Origin of the sequence: Bradyrhizobium sp. SZCCHNR1093 (assembly GCF_032381175.1) — a bacterium.
Classification (GTDB): Bacteria; Pseudomonadota; Alphaproteobacteria; order Rhizobiales; family Xanthobacteraceae; genus Bradyrhizobium.
Window position 1 is genome coordinate 186,617 of the sequence record NZ_JAUHJJ010000010.1, and the last position, 14,960, is coordinate 201,576.

The 14,960-nt window shown below is 63.7% G+C and carries 21 protein-coding genes; 12 read left to right on the forward strand and 9 right to left on the reverse strand.

Annotated features, from left to right (window positions below; all coding sequences use genetic code 11):
* Position 1: 1 nt before the first annotated feature.
* Complete coding sequence (locus QX070_RS26795; protein ID WP_315740162.1) at positions 2–610, reverse strand: deoxycytidylate deaminase; 609 nt, start codon at positions 608–610, stop codon at positions 2–4.
* A gap of 242 nt (positions 611–852) precedes the next feature.
* Here QX070_RS26795 and QX070_RS26800 point away from each other — a divergent pair, with 242 nt between their 5' ends.
* Together QX070_RS26800 and QX070_RS26805 are read left to right on the forward strand one after the other, a co-directional pair.
* A complete protein-coding gene (locus QX070_RS26800) occupies positions 853–1,245 on the forward strand; it encodes a hypothetical protein (RefSeq protein ID WP_315740163.1) in 393 nt (130 codons plus the stop codon).
* The gene (locus QX070_RS26805; protein WP_315740164.1) at positions 1,242–1,424 is read left to right on the forward strand and encodes a hypothetical protein; all 183 of its coding nucleotides are present in this window, start codon (positions 1,242–1,244) and stop codon (positions 1,422–1,424) included. The genes QX070_RS26800 and QX070_RS26805 overlap by 4 nt, the downstream gene beginning before the upstream one ends.
* Here the strand turns inward: QX070_RS26805 and QX070_RS33075 are convergent.
* Genes QX070_RS33075 through QX070_RS26825 form a run of 5 tightly spaced genes read right to left on the reverse strand, consistent with a single transcriptional unit; the run spans position 1,375 to position 2,925 of the window.
* Positions 1,375–1,773 (reverse strand): DUF2493 domain-containing protein, encoded by a 399-nt coding sequence (locus tag QX070_RS33075; protein WP_409999184.1) that lies wholly within the window; start codon positions 1,771–1,773, stop codon positions 1,375–1,377. The two genes, QX070_RS26805 and QX070_RS33075, sit on opposite strands and share 50 nt — an antisense overlap.
* The gene (locus QX070_RS26810) at positions 1,773–2,054 is read right to left on the reverse strand and encodes a hypothetical protein (protein ID WP_315740165.1); all 282 of its coding nucleotides are present in this window, start codon (positions 2,052–2,054) and stop codon (positions 1,773–1,775) included. Before QX070_RS26810 ends, QX070_RS33075 begins: the two co-directional genes overlap by 1 nt.
* Positions 2,054–2,467, reverse strand: a complete 414-nt coding sequence (locus QX070_RS26815) for a DUF6884 domain-containing protein (RefSeq protein ID WP_315740166.1) — start codon at positions 2,465–2,467, stop codon at positions 2,054–2,056. Before QX070_RS26815 ends, QX070_RS26810 begins: the two co-directional genes overlap by 1 nt.
* Positions 2,464–2,664, reverse strand: coding sequence for a hypothetical protein (locus QX070_RS26820; RefSeq protein ID WP_315740167.1), 201 nt, complete (start codon positions 2,662–2,664; stop codon positions 2,464–2,466). The genes QX070_RS26815 and QX070_RS26820 overlap by 4 nt, the downstream gene beginning before the upstream one ends.
* 21 nt (positions 2,665–2,685) lie before the next feature.
* Positions 2,686–2,925 carry a hypothetical protein gene (locus QX070_RS26825; RefSeq protein ID WP_315740168.1) on the reverse strand — a complete coding sequence of 80 codons (240 nt, stop codon included), beginning with the start codon at positions 2,923–2,925 and terminating at the stop codon, positions 2,686–2,688.
* A gap of 517 nt (positions 2,926–3,442) precedes the next feature.
* Here QX070_RS26825 and QX070_RS26830 point away from each other — a divergent pair.
* The 4 genes from QX070_RS26830 (at position 3,443) to QX070_RS26845 (ending at position 6,749) form a co-directional block, all read left to right on the forward strand.
* Complete coding sequence (locus QX070_RS26830) at positions 3,443–3,937, forward strand: MarR family winged helix-turn-helix transcriptional regulator (RefSeq protein ID WP_315740169.1); 495 nt, start codon at positions 3,443–3,445, stop codon at positions 3,935–3,937.
* Between the two features lie 61 nt (positions 3,938–3,998).
* Positions 3,999–5,672, forward strand: coding sequence for an FAD-dependent oxidoreductase (locus QX070_RS26835; RefSeq protein WP_315740170.1), 1,674 nt, complete (start codon positions 3,999–4,001; stop codon positions 5,670–5,672).
* A gap of 255 nt (positions 5,673–5,927) precedes the next feature.
* Complete coding sequence (locus tag QX070_RS26840) at positions 5,928–6,200, forward strand: hypothetical protein (RefSeq protein ID WP_315740183.1); 273 nt, start codon at positions 5,928–5,930, stop codon at positions 6,198–6,200.
* A gap of 54 nt (positions 6,201–6,254) precedes the next feature.
* The gene (locus tag QX070_RS26845; protein ID WP_315740171.1) at positions 6,255–6,749 is read left to right on the forward strand and encodes a GNAT family N-acetyltransferase; all 495 of its coding nucleotides are present in this window, start codon (positions 6,255–6,257) and stop codon (positions 6,747–6,749) included.
* Between the two features lie 81 nt (positions 6,750–6,830).
* Here the strand turns inward: QX070_RS26845 and QX070_RS26850 are convergent, their stop codons facing one another.
* On the reverse strand, positions 6,831–7,721 hold the full coding sequence (locus QX070_RS26850; protein ID WP_315740172.1) for a hypothetical protein: 891 nt from the start codon (positions 7,719–7,721) through the stop codon (positions 6,831–6,833).
* 385 nt (positions 7,722–8,106) lie between these two features.
* Positions 8,107–8,352 carry a DUF3551 domain-containing protein gene (locus tag QX070_RS26855; protein WP_315740173.1) on the reverse strand — a complete coding sequence of 82 codons (246 nt, stop codon included), beginning with the start codon at positions 8,350–8,352 and terminating at the stop codon, positions 8,107–8,109.
* 361 nt (positions 8,353–8,713) lie between these two features.
* On the opposite strand from QX070_RS26855, the gene QX070_RS26860 reads away from it, so the two are divergent.
* The 4 genes from QX070_RS26860 to QX070_RS26875 all read left to right on the forward strand — a co-directional run bounded on the left by QX070_RS26860 (position 8,714) and on the right by QX070_RS26875 (position 12,497).
* Positions 8,714–9,730 (forward strand): YihY/virulence factor BrkB family protein, encoded by a 1,017-nt coding sequence (locus QX070_RS26860; protein ID WP_315740174.1) that lies wholly within the window; start codon positions 8,714–8,716, stop codon positions 9,728–9,730.
* 124 nt (positions 9,731–9,854) lie between these two features.
* A complete protein-coding gene (locus tag QX070_RS26865) occupies positions 9,855–10,019 on the forward strand; it encodes a hypothetical protein (protein WP_315740184.1) in 165 nt (54 codons plus the stop codon).
* A gap of 464 nt (positions 10,020–10,483) precedes the next feature.
* Positions 10,484–12,106: a PAS domain-containing methyl-accepting chemotaxis protein gene (locus tag QX070_RS26870; protein WP_316162879.1), complete on the forward strand. Its 1,623-nt coding sequence runs from the start codon at positions 10,484–10,486 to the stop codon at positions 12,104–12,106.
* A gap of 136 nt (positions 12,107–12,242) precedes the next feature.
* Positions 12,243–12,497, forward strand: coding sequence for a hypothetical protein (locus tag QX070_RS26875; RefSeq protein WP_315740176.1), 255 nt, complete (start codon positions 12,243–12,245; stop codon positions 12,495–12,497).
* A gap of 34 nt (positions 12,498–12,531) precedes the next feature.
* Here the strand turns inward: QX070_RS26875 and epsC are convergent, their stop codons facing one another.
* Positions 12,532–13,299: a serine O-acetyltransferase EpsC gene (gene epsC, locus QX070_RS26880; protein ID WP_315740177.1), complete on the reverse strand. Its 768-nt coding sequence runs from the start codon at positions 13,297–13,299 to the stop codon at positions 12,532–12,534.
* On the opposite strand from epsC, the gene QX070_RS26885 reads away from it, so the two are divergent.
* Positions 13,298–13,753 carry a hypothetical protein gene (locus tag QX070_RS26885; protein WP_315740178.1) on the forward strand — a complete coding sequence of 152 codons (456 nt, stop codon included), beginning with the start codon at positions 13,298–13,300 and terminating at the stop codon, positions 13,751–13,753. The genes epsC and QX070_RS26885 overlap by 2 nt on opposite strands.
* Before the next feature lie 135 nt (positions 13,754–13,888).
* Positions 13,889–14,467, forward strand: coding sequence for a hypothetical protein (locus QX070_RS26890; protein ID WP_315740179.1), 579 nt, complete (start codon positions 13,889–13,891; stop codon positions 14,465–14,467).
* Positions 14,468–14,960: the final 493 nt, after the last annotated feature.

Below are 14,960 nucleotides of genomic sequence, written 5' to 3' on the forward strand. Positions count from 1 at the left end.
GTCATGCGACATCTTCGTCCTCCGGCAGGTCGATGATGTCGCACTGGATGCCGCATTCGTCGTAGATCGAGCGTGACTTTGCCATCGAGTCCTTCCACCGTTCGCGCTTGTCTTCCGGCAGCTCAGGCGCGACGACGCGCTTGATGCCTGCCTGCACCATGTGGAGGGCGCAGCGGTCGCAGGTGAGGAACGGCCAGGTGTAGAGCGTGTAGCCGTGGAGCGGCTCACGAGCAGTCAGCACCGCGTTGATCTCAGCGTGGATGACCAGGGCGATCTTGGTGTCCCGGTCATGCAAGCGCTCGAAGGTGTCAGCGATTCCGCGCGGGAAGCCGTTGTATCCGGTCCCCGCGATCGTTCTGTCCGGTCGGACGATCACCGCGCCGACTTGCGTGCTCGGGTCCTTCGATCCGCTGGCGATCTCGCGAGCCACGCGCAGGTGGTAGCGATCCCAGTCGAGGTTGTTGCGCTTGATCTCGGTCCTAACTGGCGCAGCGACCGGAGCGATTCGGGACGCCTGGCAGCAGATATCGCAGATCGAATTTGGATCGCGCTGCTGATGGGAGCAGGGACTCACGGCGGAACAGCAACCCAGCATCAATCGGCTAAACACCTTGCCCCTCCATTTGCGTTGTTGATTTGCAATACAATATAAAATGCAAACAAGCAAGTTTTGGGTTGGAGCCCGATGAAGGGGCTTTCAAGCCGGAAATGTCGGGCTTTTGGATGTTGTCACTTCCTGCCGGAATAGCATTGTGGACGCGGTGAAAACTTGCATTTTGCTGCGGGCCTAGCTAATGCAAACGACGGAACCGGGACGTTGGGGTCTCGGCTATGGTCTGGCGGCGGAACACCATGAAGCGTTCTTTTTGTTATCGGGGTTACGAAATTTCGGCTGAAGACGGCCGTTACCAGGCGAAGTCCTTGGATGGGGATGATTTTTTGATGACGTCAAACCACCTCTTGCGGGTCCTGAGAAGCGTGGATGCGCTCTGGGTCGCAGCAGAGGAAGTCCTTGATCAGCATATCTCAAAAAATGAACAGCCGTCGTGGATCCGCGACCTGCTCGAAAAGCCCATGTGCCGTATGGATCTCGATTTCGCTGATGGTGCCGCGCCAGTAAGCAGCCCGGCCGGAGTTGTCGCATTCCGCAGCCGCTTCACCGTCAAGTCCGGCCCTGCCACCAGCAGCGGCGATTGCACAGCCGCTTCGGGATTGTCTGGGGCTTATGGGCGGCGATCGTCGTGACCATGCTCGGCGCCGTCTGCTACAACTGGTGCATCGTCCTGCCAATCAACGAGGTGAGCGCGCCGACCGCCGCGGGGTTCATCTATATCGCTCTCAACGTCATCGTTGCTGTCTCAGCGCCAAGCCTGATCAGGTGGGCTTCGGAAGCAAAGGGGCGAGTCCATATTCCCAACACCTGATCGTCATGTCCCGGGTGCCGGTCCCGCCAGGGAAGCCTACCGCATAGTCCGGCTTACCCTCGCGAAGCATCTTCTCGTTCCGGAATGGGCCGGCAGCTGCATCATACAGCTTGCCGGCCTTGTTGCGTCGGACCACGGCGCCGGGGCGGGTGATATCGTTCCACGCAGCTGGGTACGGATCGAACAGGACACCGCGGCTCTTGGCCCATTCCCGGGCCATCCTATCGGCTCCAGACGCCTCACCCTCAATGATGCAACTGATCGTTGAACGCGCATCCAGCTCGTCCAGAACGCGATAGAGCCATCTTCTATCGACGAAGTCCCGACCGCCGTAGACCAGGACTCGCATTATGGCGTTCCGTCCATCTTCTTGCACTTCGTCAAGTCGCTCTTCTGGACCCAGCCATAGGTGCCGTCGTGAATGACGAACCACCAGCCCTGATACTCGTCGCGGAAGGCAACCTTGTCGCCCTTCGCCACGGGCTCGAACCTGGGATCGGTTTTGCCGTCTGGCCGGTTGAGCAGCTCGATTTCCTTGATGGCCGTGCATTCGGTGTAGAATGCGCTGGCCGGGGAGGCGGTAAGAGCAGCAGCTGCAGCAAGCAACAACATCATCTTCGACATCTTCATCAAGTCCTCTCGGCGAGCCAGCTCAGCTGCCGGCCCATCGTCAGTCCGAACATCGGAACTTCAACAGCTCCAAAATACTGGAGAAGGTGTCCGTGAACAAACTGTCTGTAGCGCACTCCGGCGAGCAAGACAGCTGTGTCGCCACGGATGCCGCGCTTCTGGATCTCCCTGTCGATCTCGTCTGCCCAGATGCGCCTCGCGATTAGCGGCATCGAGTTGAGCGTCTTCTCGTATGGGGCAGCCCAATCGTCCGGATGCAGCAAGCCGTGCTCTGCGGAGAGCACGTACCACTCGTCGGCATTCCGCTCGGCCCAGAACTTCGCCATTTTGAACCATGGCGAGATGTAGAGGTCCTTGGCGGATGCCGGCCGGTCGGCCTTGGTCTTGACGCAGGATACGAAGGCGACCTTCATCCGATAATCTCGAACTGAGATCCTGCCTGCCAGTCACGTGCGCCATCGACGCGAACCAGATAGGCGCCAGTCAGGTCAATGACCCGCTTGGGGGAGGGGAGATGCTCCTCTGGGATGGGATCGCCGTTGTCCCAGACCTTCTGCTGGACAAAATCGCCGATCTTGAGCTGCTTCTTCCTCATGTCAGTGGCGCTCATGGTTTCGGCTTCCTTTGTCGGTCACGCACACTCCCTGCATTCCCACCTTCCTTCCACCTCGCGTCGCTCGATGACCGCAAACCAGTGATTGCAGGTTGCGCACTCGAAGGCGATTGTATCGAGAGCATGGCACTGCTCGCGGGACAGCGCGTCGAGGTTGTCCCAAAGCTCAGCAGGCTGGCAGGTCGCCAGCAGTTTGTCCGCCAACGAGCGGGCAACGCGGAAATCCTCGACGCTGAAGTTCAGCGGAAGCTCTTGCATGCGTCTCCGCTCCGGAAGGTGCCGGACGGGCAGGGCTTGCCCGGGATCACAGGGTAGGCCCTGGGTGTGTCCTGGTGGAGAGCTTCACAGAAGTCCCCCTTTCCAACATACCCCGTAGGGCAGGTGCCGGTGCGCTGGATACGCTCACGGCCGTCACGGCTCGGCGTGGGATAGGGGCTCTCGGCGTGAGCCGCAGTGACGAATAGCATGGCGATTGCCATCATGGTTTTAGTCATGATTTGCTCCCAAAGAACGGATGGTGGACGATGAGGATGGGGTACAGATTGGGTACAGATTGAGCGTGAACAAACAGGGAAGATCGTGGTTCGAAATCGTCAAAAAGCCCAATAAAATCAATGGGTGATAGGGGTGCCCATATGTTCGGGACGCAGGGGTCGCAGGTTCGAATCCTGCCGCTCCGACCATTTCTTGGCGTGACAACTCACGCTTTTCCCGATGTCACCTTGCGCCTGCTACGCTGGTCCAGCGTAGCTCGATGAAGCGAGGTGTTCCCGACATGACAGCGCGATCTCCACGCACGGCGCCGCTTGCGGGACGAACCGGAACGGCCTGGCGGCACGCCAATGTCGGCCGGTTGCTCAACAATGCGGTGCGCCGGTTCGAATCCCGGGTTCTCCAGCTGATGGCGGAGAGCGGTCACGGCGAAACGCGGATCGCTCATGTCAGCCTCACGCGAAATCTCGACGTCGAGGGCACGCGGCTGACCGAGCTCGCGCGGCGGGCCTCGATGAGCAAGCAGGCGATGGGCGAACTGGTCGATCAATGCGCCGAGCTGGGACTGGTGTCGCGCGAAGCCGATCCGAGCGACCGGCGCGCGCGCCTCGTCCGCTTCACGCCGGCCGGACTGAAATGGCTGGAGGCGTTTGGCGATGCCGTCGATGTGGCCGAAGCCGAGATGCGCAAGGAGCTCGGCAAGGCGGCGATGGACGCGATCGTGCAGGGATTGCAGGCCTACGGCGCCCGCTTCGATACGCTCAGCGACGTCAGATAGTCAGGTTGCTTGACTATTTTGCGGGGCGCGGTAGCCTTCCTCCATTGCGAGGAGAAGCGCCGTGATCGAACGTCTGAGCGCCTCGGTGCTGATCGCGGGTGGCGGGCCGTGCGGGCTGATGCTGGCCAACGAGCTTGGCCGCCGCGGCGTGTCCGCAATCCTGGTCGACGAGAAGCCGGGAACGGCCTTCAACCCGCAGGCCAACGCGACGCAGGCGCGGACGATGGAGCATTTCCGCCGGCTCGGCTTCGCCGACGAGGTCCGGCGCGCCGGCCTGCCCGCGGACTACCCGACCGACGTCGCCTATTTCACGCGCTACACGGCGCATGAGCTGGCACGTTTTCAATTGCCGTCCGCAGCACGCGCGACGGAACTGGTGAAGGGTCTGTCCGGCTCATGGAGCGCGGCCGAGCTGCCGCATCGGGTGTCGCAGAAGTTCGTCGAGGCGATCCTGCGCCGGCACGCAGCGCGGCTTGCAGGCATTCAGCTGCACTACGGGCATCGGTTGATCGGCTACGTCGCCGATGACGGCGGCATTGCCGCCGACGTCGAGCGTGTCAGCGACGGTGCGCGCTGCGAGGTCGCGGCTGATTTCCTGATCGGCGCCGACGGTCCGCGCTCCCGGGTGCGACAAACGCTCGGGATCTCCTATGGCGGAACGACGGGAATAGAGCGCGATTTCATGGGCGGCCGCATGCTCGCGGTCTATCTCCGCTCGCCGGAGTTCTACGCCAGCATCCCCCATGCGCGGGCCTGGATGTATGTCTGCTTCAATCGTGACCGTCGCGCCTTCACGGCCGCGGTGAACGGCCGCGACGAGTTTGCCTTCCACACCCAGCTGCGGCCGGGCGAGGACGAACGCGCGATCACTGCCGAGGACGCAAGGACAGCGTTCCAGCGTGCCTGCGGTGCGCCCATTCCCTGCGAGGTGCTGTCGCACCTCACCTGGACCGCGGGTCATGCGCTGGTCGCCGAGAGCATGCAGCGCGGCCGGGTCTTGCTTGGCGGTGATGCGGCGCATCTGTTCACGCCGACCGGCGGACTCGGCTACAACACCGCGATCGAGGACGCGGTCAATCTGGGCTGGAAGCTCGCGAGCGTCGTCAAGGGAACGAGCCCCGTCTCGCTGCTCGACAGCTACGAGGCCGAGCGCCGTCCGGTGGCGCTGCGCAACACCGACTACGCGCGCCGATTTGCGGATTCGCTCGGCCTGTTTGCCGCGGTGCCCGAGATCGAGGACGCGACAGCGGCCGGCGACGAGGCTCGGCGCATCGCCAGCGCCTATCTCGATCGGCATGCGCGCGCCGAGTTCAACATCCCCGGCATCACCTTCGGCGGCCGCTACGACGGCTCACCGATCATCGTCCCCGATGGCACTCGACCGCCGCCGGATGCGGCCAACGTCTACGTGCCGAGCGCTTGTCCCGGCGGCCGCGCGCCGCATGCCTGGCTGGAGCACGGTATCTCGCTGTACGACCGCTTCGGCTTCGAATGGACGCTGCTGCGTTGTGAGGGCAGCGACCTCGATGAGGATCAACTCCGTGAGGCCATGGGGCCGCTGCGTGCCGACGTCGAGATCGTCACCTTGCCGCGGGCCTTGCGTGATCTCTACGAGGCCGACCTCGCGTTGATCCGTCCCGATCAGATCGTGGCCTGGCGCGGGAGCGCTGCGCAGGCCGGCATGCTTGGCAGCGTGCTGGCTCGGGCACTCGGAGGGGATGCACGCACTCCCTGAGCTCTCGGTCGTGCGGGGCGAAATGGACCCGCGGCGGCGCGCCGCCGATCGGCTTCTACGCCCTCACGATCAGAACCTCTTGGACATCCGGCGCGTCATCGACACCAACGTCATCGGCAGGGTTGAGCTGAGGAGCACGTCGGCGCTGCGCGTTCGGCATTGGGGCGCCGTCTGCCCAAGCATTGCCCGACCTTCGTCCGGCTGCTAGCGTTCTCCCGTGAGGCACGGGCGAACGAAGCGACGATGACCGACGTGATGACCGAATCGGAAAAGGCGCAGCAGATCGTGGCTGCGCTGAGGGCGGCGGAGGCGAGCCCGCCGGAAGCGGCCCTGCAGACGTTGAACGGCCTGATGGGCCTGGTCCGCAGCCCGAGCGCGGAGCAGCCGCTCGAGGTGGAGGAGGCGCGCTCGGCGGCCTTCATGTCGATCTGTGAGGTCGGCAAGGCGCTGCATCGCGGGCAGCCGACGGAGGCGCTGTGGCCGGCGGCGCTGTCGGCCGGCGAGCGCTGGCTGGCGCTCGCCAAGTGAGCAACGACAAGTGAGCAAGGACGAGTGAGCCAGAACCAGCCCGGCGCGGGCCGCATGAGTTGGCGTGCAATGGCGCCAGGCGATCTTGCTGATGTCGATGGGATCGCGGCCCGCCTGCACCCGAACTATCCCGAGGACAGGCGTGTTTTCGCGGAGCGCCTGCGTCTCCACCCCGATGGATGCCGCGTGCTGCTCGCGGCTGGCGCCGGGATCGCCGGCTATGTGCTCAGCCATCCCTGGCAGCTCGGCCGGCCGCCGGCCTTGAACGTGCTGATCGGAAGCATTCCGTCGCCCGCATCGACCTACTACATCCACGATCTCGCCTTGCTGCCCGAGGCCCGCGGCAGCGGCTCGGCGACAGTGATCGTTGAGGAGCTGATCCGACACGCGCGTGCGCTCGGCCTGACGTCGCTGTCGCTGATCGCCGTCAACGGCTCGACGCAATTCTGGGAGAGGCAAGGATTTGCAGTCGACAAGGCAGCCGCCGCCACCGATCCGACCGGCAGCTATGGCGGCGACGCGAACCTGATGATTCTGCGGCTCGCCTGAATTGCACGCTTCTTTCGCGGCGGCGGTGCCATGCGAAGCGGCCCGACGATGGGCCGGGCCACTTGCGGTTCATGACGTGCTCTATTCCGGCATCGACATCGGCCGGCGCCACATGTCGCGCCGCCGGCTGAAGCGGTTGGCGTGCAGCATCCATCCGGTGACAGGCTTGCCGTCGCGGTGACGGCCACCGCTCTCCGCGGCCGCCCAGGCTGCGACGGCGCCGAGCAGCAGCGCGGTGGCAACCGAGAACGCCAGGATGGCGGTGCCGGCGCGCGTGCGCGAGATCGCGCTCTTGGCTTGCGCGATCACGCTGTCCACCCGCCGCTCGGCATCGGGAGCAGCGAGACCGGTCGTGCCGCTGACCATCTGCACGAGATAGCCGCGATCCTCCGGGCTGACGCCATTGTGGCTCGACGCCGTGAGCAGGATGCGTCCGGCTTCGCTGCGCGCGGGTGCGAGATCCGGGCTGGGCGCCGGCCGCGGCGCGCGGAACAGATGGTCGAGCTCATAGCTCAGGACCGACGGCTCATTGGCCGTCGCCGGCGCAGCCAGCGGATTGGTCCGTGTCGCCGCGGACGCGCCGAGCACGGCCAGGGTGACGCCGAGCACGACCGCCAGCGCCCAGGCCGCGACGCCATGCAGGCCGTCGCGCTTTTCGATCTCTTCGCTTTCGGCAAGCCCGTGCGGCGCGCGCAGGCGGCCCGCCATGTAGCCGCCGCAGCCGAAGCTGATCAGCGCCTGCAGCACCAGATACAGCCCTGACAGGAGCCAGAGCGCCACCGAGGCGTCGCGCCACGTCGGCGCGGTGGAGCTGACACCGAGGCCGACCGACATGGCAAAGCCGATCAGGATCGAAGAGACCGCAGCGGCGGTGATGGCTCCTGCAACGACCGGCGTCCATTGCAGGGTCCAGCTATCGGCCGTCGCGCTTGCAACGGGTGACGTGACGACCGGCGCGGTTTCCATGGCCATGATGCCGTCTCAGCGCAGGCCGAAGAACGACAGAACGGCCATGATGACCACGATCAACCCCACGAGATAAATCAGTCCGTCCATGATGGTCCTCCTCCGGTTCGACATTGGTCGCCGTATAAGCGACAGCGAGGCGCAATGTTCCGCGCACGGAGCGGCGGAGGAGGAGAGGACGCGCGGCTGCCGGCCTCAGATGGGAGTTGCCGCAACAGCTAACGGATCATGGTGCCGTTGCGCGACGCAATAGGGCAGGGCCAGGGGGCGTGGCGGCCAGAGATGTCGCCGCCAGCCATGTTTCAATCGCAGCCACCTTCCGATCGCAGCCATGTCTCGATCGATGGCGCTGCCCGTTCACCGCGCGAGAGGCTGATGCAATGACCCGCGCTCAATAGCGTCGGTCGTGGCCGCGCTGCCGGGCATAGGCGTAGGTGGGGTTGATACCGCAGCCGGCATCGGTGCCGGAGGCCGCAGCCAGGCACTGGCGATAGGTGGAGAATTGGCAGTTGCCCGGATAGCCCCAGATCCTGCCTTGCAGGCAGTAGCGGTCCTGCGCGGCGGAGGCGGGCGAGATCGCGGCGAAGCCCGCGAGGACGGCGGTGGCAGACAGCGAAGCAAACAGCAGGCGGCGCATGCGTTCATCCTTGCGTTGAAAAGTACCGTTGCAACGCGAGGGTACGCAGGCCCGTTCCTCGCGCGCAGCATTAACTGTTGTGTCGGCGTCGCAGCTTCGCGTTCACCGACGAACGAAATATCTGCATGTCGGCGCTTGCCCGAGTTGGCCTTTTGAAGATCTGAGGCAGCCCCACCGTCGCGGAGCTCGGCAACGCGCGTCATGGCGTGATGCCGGAACATTCGTCCACCGCCCCGGTTGCCTTTTTCGCCGCTAGTGATGGACCGATCCCATGTTTCGCCGATCCAGGACGTCAGACGCCGCCCATCGCGACTCCCCGAGCGTTTTCGCGAGCAGCCCGCGCCCACCTGGCACCGGCGGGATGCTGGCTCTGCTCGGGTTCGCGTTCCTGATCCACTATTTCGATCAGCGGCCCGAACAGGCCGGGCGCACGGGACGCGCGAGCAGGGTCGACGATGGACACGGCCGGTTGGCGCGTTCGCCCTCGGAGATTCCCGCGCGCAGCTGGAAGGACGTCTTGTTCCGGGTCTACGAGAACGTCACCGAGCACAGGATCGTTGCGCTCGCCGCAGGCATGACATTCTACACCCTGCTGGCGATCTTTCCGGCGCTGGCCGCGCTGGTGGCAATCTACGGCCTGTTTTCCGATCCGGCCAGGATCACCGGACATCTGGAGCAGTTGCAGGGCGTGATGCCGGGCGGCGCCATCGACATCGCGCGCGACCAGTTGACGCGCGTCTCCGCCAACGGCACTCAGGCGCTCGGCATCACTTTCCTGGTCAGCCTCGCGATCTCGCTATGGAGCGCCAATGCCGCGATGAAGTCGCTATTCGATACGCTCAACGTCGTCTATCGCGAGCCGGAGAGGCGTGGCTTCATCAAGCTGAACGCGATTTCGCTGCTGTTCACCGGAGGCGCGATCCTGTTCGCGCTGCTCGCGATCGGAGCCGTCGTCGTGCTCCCGGTGCTGCTGAACTATCTCGGCATGTCCGAGGCCGGCGACCTGGTGTTGCGGATCGGCCGCTGGCCGGTCATCTTCATCTGCGTCGCGCTCGGACTGGCTCTGATCTACCGCTACGGGCCGGACCGCGAGGAGCCCAGATGGCGCTGGATCAGCTGGGGCGGCGCGCTGGCAGCGGTGCTGTGGCTCGCAGGCTCGGCGCTGTTCTCCTGGTATGCGGCCAATTTCGGCAGCTTCAACGCGACCTACGGCTCGCTCGGCGCCGCCATCGGCTTCATGACCTGGATCTGGATCTCCGCCATCGTGATCCTGATCGGCGCCGAGCTCGATGCCGAATTGGAGCATCAGACTCTGCGTGACACCATCACCGGCGCCGCGGGACGTCCGCATCCTGTCGAAGCCGTATTGCATCGATGAGCCGGCGGCCGCGCTCGACGCGGTGAAGATGGAAAACGTCTGGTCGCAGGCGCACATCTCCTGAGGAATGCCTGATCGATGCAGGTTGGGTGGACGGAGCCAGTTGATCATCTATCATTTCAGGATGGCGCCGGGTGATCCGCGCCGCCGTCCGTCCGCCCGCTCGTGGCTGTGCGACCATATCGAGGGCGCCAACCAGCATCTCCGGCACCATGACGTCAGCCTGGTCGTCGACGCGGCGATATCTGCTGCACGTTCCAGGTCCGCTCCCGCGGCGGCGATCCGCTGATCGGCGCCTACCGCGATCCCGACCTGACGCGCCCAAGGGCCAACGAGATGGGCTGCGGCAATCTTTCCGACCGGGTGCGCCTGCGAAATGAAATATGACGGGAGCGGCGGTCCGCCCTGTCCGTGCGGATCGCCGGATCCTTCCGCCCGCGATCTCTGGATGCAGCATCGTACGCTTCACCTTTGATGTTGGGGCGCCGCAGCGCAGCTTCCGCGCGGCGTCATTGTATGTCTGACATCATGCCACAACGGTAGAACTACGGAAAAACCGGATTTATCAACGCGCTTTAACGAGAGTGGAACAAGTTGCATCAATCTTTGCGCAGACATGTGCGTCGGTCGCATGGGCAACCGTCACCGTCGCCGATCATCTGAAAACGTACTCATCATCTGGAGGTCACCTTGTTGTTTCGATCGAATAGCCGCTCGGACGCCGAAGCGCAGCTTGCAGCAATCAGTCGTGCGATGGCCGTGATCGAATTCCAGCTCGATGGCACGATCATCACCGCCAACCAGAACTTCCTGAACGCGGTCGGGTATCAGTTGCAGGAAATCCAGGGCGGGAACCACAGCATGTTCGTGGATCCTTCGGAGCGCGACAGTGCCGCCTACCGCGAGTTCTGGGCCGCACTGCGCCAGGGTGAGTTCAAGGCTGCCGAGTTCAAGCGGATCGGCAAGGGCGGTCGCGAAGTCTGGATCGAGGCGTCCTACAATCCCGTCCTCGACAGCGCCGGCAAGCCGGTGAAGGTCGTCAAGTTCGCGACCGACGTCACCGAGAAGAAGCTGCGCAGCATGGCCGACGGCTCCAAGCTTGCCGCCATCGATCGCGCGCAGGCCATGATCGAGTTCAAGCTCGACGGCACCATCGTCAGTGCCAACAAGAATTTCCTCGATGCGCTGGGCTACCGCCTCGACGAGATCCAGGGCAAGCATCACAGCATGTTCGTCGAACCCGCGCTGCGCGACAGCCCGGCCTACCGCGAGTTCTGGGCTGCGCTCAATCGCGGCGAATACCAGGGCGGCGAATACAAGCGCATCGGCAAGGGCGGCAAGGAAGTTTGGATCCTCGCCACCTACAATCCGGTGCTCGATGCGACGGGCAGGCCGATCGGGGTCGTCAAGTTCGCGACCGATGTCACCGCGCAGAAGCTGAAGAACGCCGACCTCGCCGGGCAGATCGAGGCCATCGGCAAGTCCCAGGCGGTGATCGAGTTCAACATGGACGGTACGATCATCACCGCGAACGACAACTTCCTTCGCGCGCTCGGCTACACCCTGGCCGAGATCCAGGGCAAGCATCACAGCATGTTCGTCGAAGCGTCCGAGCGGGAGAGCGCTGCCTATCGCGATTTCTGGACGAGCCTGAACCGCGGCCAGTACCAGTCGGCCGAGTACAAGCGCATCGGCAAGGGCGGCAGGGAAGTCTATATCCAGGCCTCCTACAATCCGATCCTCGACCTCAACGGCAAGCCGTTCAAGGTGGTCAAATATGCGACCGACGTCACCCGGCAGGTCTTCGTTCGCATGGGCAACGAGCGCGTGCGGGCCATGATGGAATCGGTGGCGGCGGGCGCAGAGGAGCTCAACGCGTCCGTGCGCGAGATTTCCGAAGCGATGACGAAGTCGCGCGAGACCGCCATGGGCGCGGTGGACCGTGTCACCGCAGCCGACGCGCAGGCACAGCGGCTCTCCGATGCCGCTCAGTCGATGAGCGGCATCGTCGAGATGATCCACAACATCACCGGCCAGATCAATCTGCTGGCGCTGAATGCCACCATCGAGTCCGCCAGGGCCGGCGAAGCGGGCAGGGGCTTTGCCGTCGTTGCATCCGAGGTCAAGAACCTCGCCACCCAGGCCAAGACCGCCACCGACAAGATCGCGACCGAGATCGACAGTCTCAACAATATCTCCGGGGGCGTCGTCACGTCTCTCGGCTCGATCAAGCAGGCGATCCAGAACGTCAGCGAGTATGTGACGTCGACGGCCGCCGCCGTCGAGGAGCAGAGCACCGTCACGAGCGAGATGTCGTCCAGCATGGCGCGTGCCGCGGCCGAAGCTCAGGCTCTGGCCGAGCGCGCCGCGGCTTGAGGCCGGATCGAAAAGCGCCGACGCGCGGCGGTCTGTCAACTCGGGCCGCCGCGTGGTTGCAGGCGATGCCGCCGCCCGGCGCGTCATGCGCCCGTCGCCCCTTCACCGAATTCCACCACCCTCATCGGGGCGATCCGTGGCCGATATCCTCGCATTTCCCGCCCAGGCCTCGTTGCGGATCGTCGGCGCGAAGGCAGAACGGCTGCGCGAGGCGGTGGCAACCCGCGAGGTCGGACGGCTGCGGTGCGAATTGGAGCTTTGGCGAAGCGCGGTCGACAATCTGGACCGGTGCATCAGGTCGGATCCGGCCCTCGCATCGCTTGCGGTCGAGTGCGACAAGATCCGTGACCTGATCTCCGTCACCGCGGGCAAGCTTGATACATTGCCGTAGAACCGGCCGTCCCAGGAGTCGCGAGGAGTCGTGGTCAGGTCGGGATCGGCTGCTCCGGGCAGTTCGTCAGGCGAGCCGGCGTGCCCACGGCGGTGCAGCCGGCCGGCACATCGGTGGTGACGACGGCACCGGCGCCGATCTTGGCGAAGTCGCCGACCGCGACGTCGCCCAGCACGGTCGCGCCCGAGGAGAGTAGCACGCCGCGGCCGATCCGCGGGGCGCGGCCGGGCAGCGCGTCGTGTCGTCCGATCGTAACGTTCTGCAGAATGGTGACGTCGTGGCCGATGCTGCTGTGGGCGCCAATGACGATGCCGGTGGCATGATCGAGAAACACCGAGGTGCCGATCAAAGCCGAGGGATGGATGCTGACCTGCAGCGACGCCGAGGATTCTGCCTGGAGCAGCAGTGCGAGGTCGAAGCGCTGGTTGGTCCAGAGCCGGTGCGAGACGCGATAGGCCTGCAACGCGATGTAGCCCTTGTAGTTCAGCAGCGGCGGCAGCAGCGTTGTGGCCGCGGGGTCGTGCGTCGCGATTCCATGCAGATCGCAGCTCGCCGCCGCGACGAGACCGGGATCGGCCAGATAGACCTCGCGCGCGACAGCCGCAAACTGCGCGCGCTCGGCTGTGCTCCTGCCCAGGCGCGCGCCGATCTGGTGAGCGACGACGCTGCCGAGATCGCGGTGATCGAGGATCGCGGCGGAGAGCGCCTCGCCAAACACGGGATCGTTGACCGAGGCGGCATGGGCCTCGTGCCGAATTGACTGCCAGACCGTTCGATGGGCGGCGTCCAGGAGGTGAGCCATGACGTTCGCTGCTCGGTTGCCGAACTGGGACAGATTGTATCAGGTTCTCTTTCGAGAGCCAGTCCGAGAGCTTCCAGGCAGGCTGGAAAAGTCGAAGATTGCTCCGCAATTGGCCGTTTTTCTGCTTGCGCTCCACCGATGGTTGCTGAACACTCGTCATTGGTTGATGGGGGGCTTCGTCGTGGGCAGAACGCTTGCGCTGAGCATCGCATTTGCGTCGGTACTTCATGCCGCCGCGTTATCCGCAGAGATCAAGACCCTTTCGGCAAGGGACGGAAGGATTACGATCGTGATTACTGGCGATATTTCGCCCGGTGATGCGGACGCTTTCAAAGCTCTTGTGAAGCAGGCGAATGATGGCGGAAAACTCGTCGGCAACCTCAGGCTGAATTCAACAGGTGGAAACCTCCTGGAAGGCGTGAAGCTTGCCGAAGCGGTCCGCTACGCCAAGTAGTCGACCAACGTAGGTAAGAAAGCAATCTGTGCATCCGCATGTTTCCTGGTATTCGCAGCGGGTAGTTCGAAGTTTGTCAGCTACGGGGCCCAAATCGGCGTACACGGCGCTTCAGATCAATCCGGAAATGAGACGATGGGGTCGAACGCCGCGACTGTCTCTATGGCAAAGATTGCTAAGGAACTTGGCGTGCCCCCTGCGATCATCGGCCGAATGGTGGTCACTCCGCCGACAGAGGTCGTCTGGCTTAGTCCTCAGGATCTGCAATCCATGGGTACGACGATGGTCGGCAAGCCCGACCAAGTCGCTTCCGGTATACAGAGCGGCGACTCTCCTCCACAACAAACTTCCCCTAGTGAGCCGTTTAATATTCAACCGGACGCGCGCGCAAATAAGAGTACTCCTATCAGTTGGGACGAATTTTTCAAAGGTGCGCTTCTCACTTCCGCATCGCAGAATGAAGGAAAACCTCGCTTCTTCCGTACCTGCCAACCCGAGATCAAGTCGTGTGTTTCAGGTGTCTCTTTTCTCCACAAGGGCCGGGAGATGTTCGCTAGAATAACGCGGGACATAAACGAGCATCTAATTCAACGTGAGATTTGCGAAATCAACTCGACATACGACGTTCGCAAGTGTGTCGATTGGGACACCAACGCGTTCCATAGCGATATGAAGGACTCAAAGGGAAACTGGTATAAGGTTTCGGAAGAATAATGTTTGGGGTAGTCGCCCTGGGCTCGATGGTCCAAAATGATATTCGTGGCTTGTCGTCATCCGTGCATCGACCCGTCGGTGAGCTTCGCGTAGGCAGGTCCGAACCGTCTAGAATGTCGATAGCCCGAAGGCGGTGGTCGCTGCGCCTCATCGTGAGGGCAATGACACCCCGCGCACCGAAAATTTGCTTTCGCTTTTCCAGAAAATGTGCTCTACTGCGTCCATCCTGCTTCGCCACGAGGGGCGTATCGCGATCGTCACGACACGTGAGGCGGGGAGGCGATGGCCGCTTGTCTGCCGCAGCGTGCTTGCACGCGGACGAACGGCAGCTGGCGGACGTGAAGTCGTGTGGTCCTGGCGCCGCGACGCTGGCGCTAAGCTTTCGGGCGATGAGTCCGAGGGCGACGGTGGCTAAATGTGGAGCCTCAGGAGGTTGTCCTCGGTTAAACCGAGTCTGCTGATAGGCGGCTGGGAGTTTATGCCGCCGTGAGGC

What these genes read in the sequence shown, in the direction of transcription:
- QX070_RS26820 (WP_315740167.1), bottom strand. Translation starts at nt 2,664, where the DNA reads ATGAGCGCCACTGACATGAGGAAGAAGCAGCTCAAGATCGGCGATTTT.
- QX070_RS26810 (WP_315740165.1), bottom strand. Translation starts at nt 2,054, where the DNA reads ATGAAGATGTCGAAGATGATGTTGTTGCTTGCTGCAGCTGCTGCTCTT.
- QX070_RS26850 (WP_315740172.1), bottom strand. Translation starts at nt 7,721, where the DNA reads ATGGCCATGGAAACCGCGCCGGTCGTCACGTCACCCGTTGCAAGCGCG.
- QX070_RS26800 (WP_315740163.1), top strand. Translation starts at nt 853, where the DNA reads ATGAAGCGTTCTTTTTGTTATCGGGGTTACGAAATTTCGGCTGAAGAC.
- QX070_RS26815 (WP_315740166.1), bottom strand. Translation starts at nt 2,467, where the DNA reads ATGAAGGTCGCCTTCGTATCCTGCGTCAAGACCAAGGCCGACCGGCCG.
- QX070_RS26860 (WP_315740174.1), top strand. Translation starts at nt 8,714, where the DNA reads ATGCTGGCTCTGCTCGGGTTCGCGTTCCTGATCCACTATTTCGATCAG.
- QX070_RS33075 (WP_409999184.1), bottom strand. Translation starts at nt 1,773, where the DNA reads ATGCGAGTCCTGGTCTACGGCGGTCGGGACTTCGTCGATAGAAGATGG.
- QX070_RS26865 (WP_315740184.1), top strand. Translation starts at nt 9,855, where the DNA reads ATGGCGCCGGGTGATCCGCGCCGCCGTCCGTCCGCCCGCTCGTGGCTG.
- QX070_RS26825 (WP_315740168.1), bottom strand. Translation starts at nt 2,925, where the DNA reads ATGCAAGAGCTTCCGCTGAACTTCAGCGTCGAGGATTTCCGCGTTGCC.
- QX070_RS26870 (WP_316162879.1), top strand. Translation starts at nt 10,484, where the DNA reads ATGGCCGTGATCGAATTCCAGCTCGATGGCACGATCATCACCGCCAAC.
- QX070_RS26845 (WP_315740171.1), top strand. Translation starts at nt 6,255, where the DNA reads ATGAGTTGGCGTGCAATGGCGCCAGGCGATCTTGCTGATGTCGATGGG.
- QX070_RS26890 (WP_315740179.1), top strand. Translation starts at nt 13,889, where the DNA reads ATGGGGTCGAACGCCGCGACTGTCTCTATGGCAAAGATTGCTAAGGAA.
- QX070_RS26840 (WP_315740183.1), top strand. Translation starts at nt 5,928, where the DNA reads ATGACCGAATCGGAAAAGGCGCAGCAGATCGTGGCTGCGCTGAGGGCG.
- QX070_RS26855 (WP_315740173.1), bottom strand. Translation starts at nt 8,352, where the DNA reads ATGCGCCGCCTGCTGTTTGCTTCGCTGTCTGCCACCGCCGTCCTCGCG.
- QX070_RS26885 (WP_315740178.1), top strand. Translation starts at nt 13,298, where the DNA reads ATGACGTTCGCTGCTCGGTTGCCGAACTGGGACAGATTGTATCAGGTT.
- epsC (WP_315740177.1), bottom strand. Translation starts at nt 13,299, where the DNA reads ATGGCTCACCTCCTGGACGCCGCCCATCGAACGGTCTGGCAGTCAATT.
- QX070_RS26830 (WP_315740169.1), top strand. Translation starts at nt 3,443, where the DNA reads ATGACAGCGCGATCTCCACGCACGGCGCCGCTTGCGGGACGAACCGGA.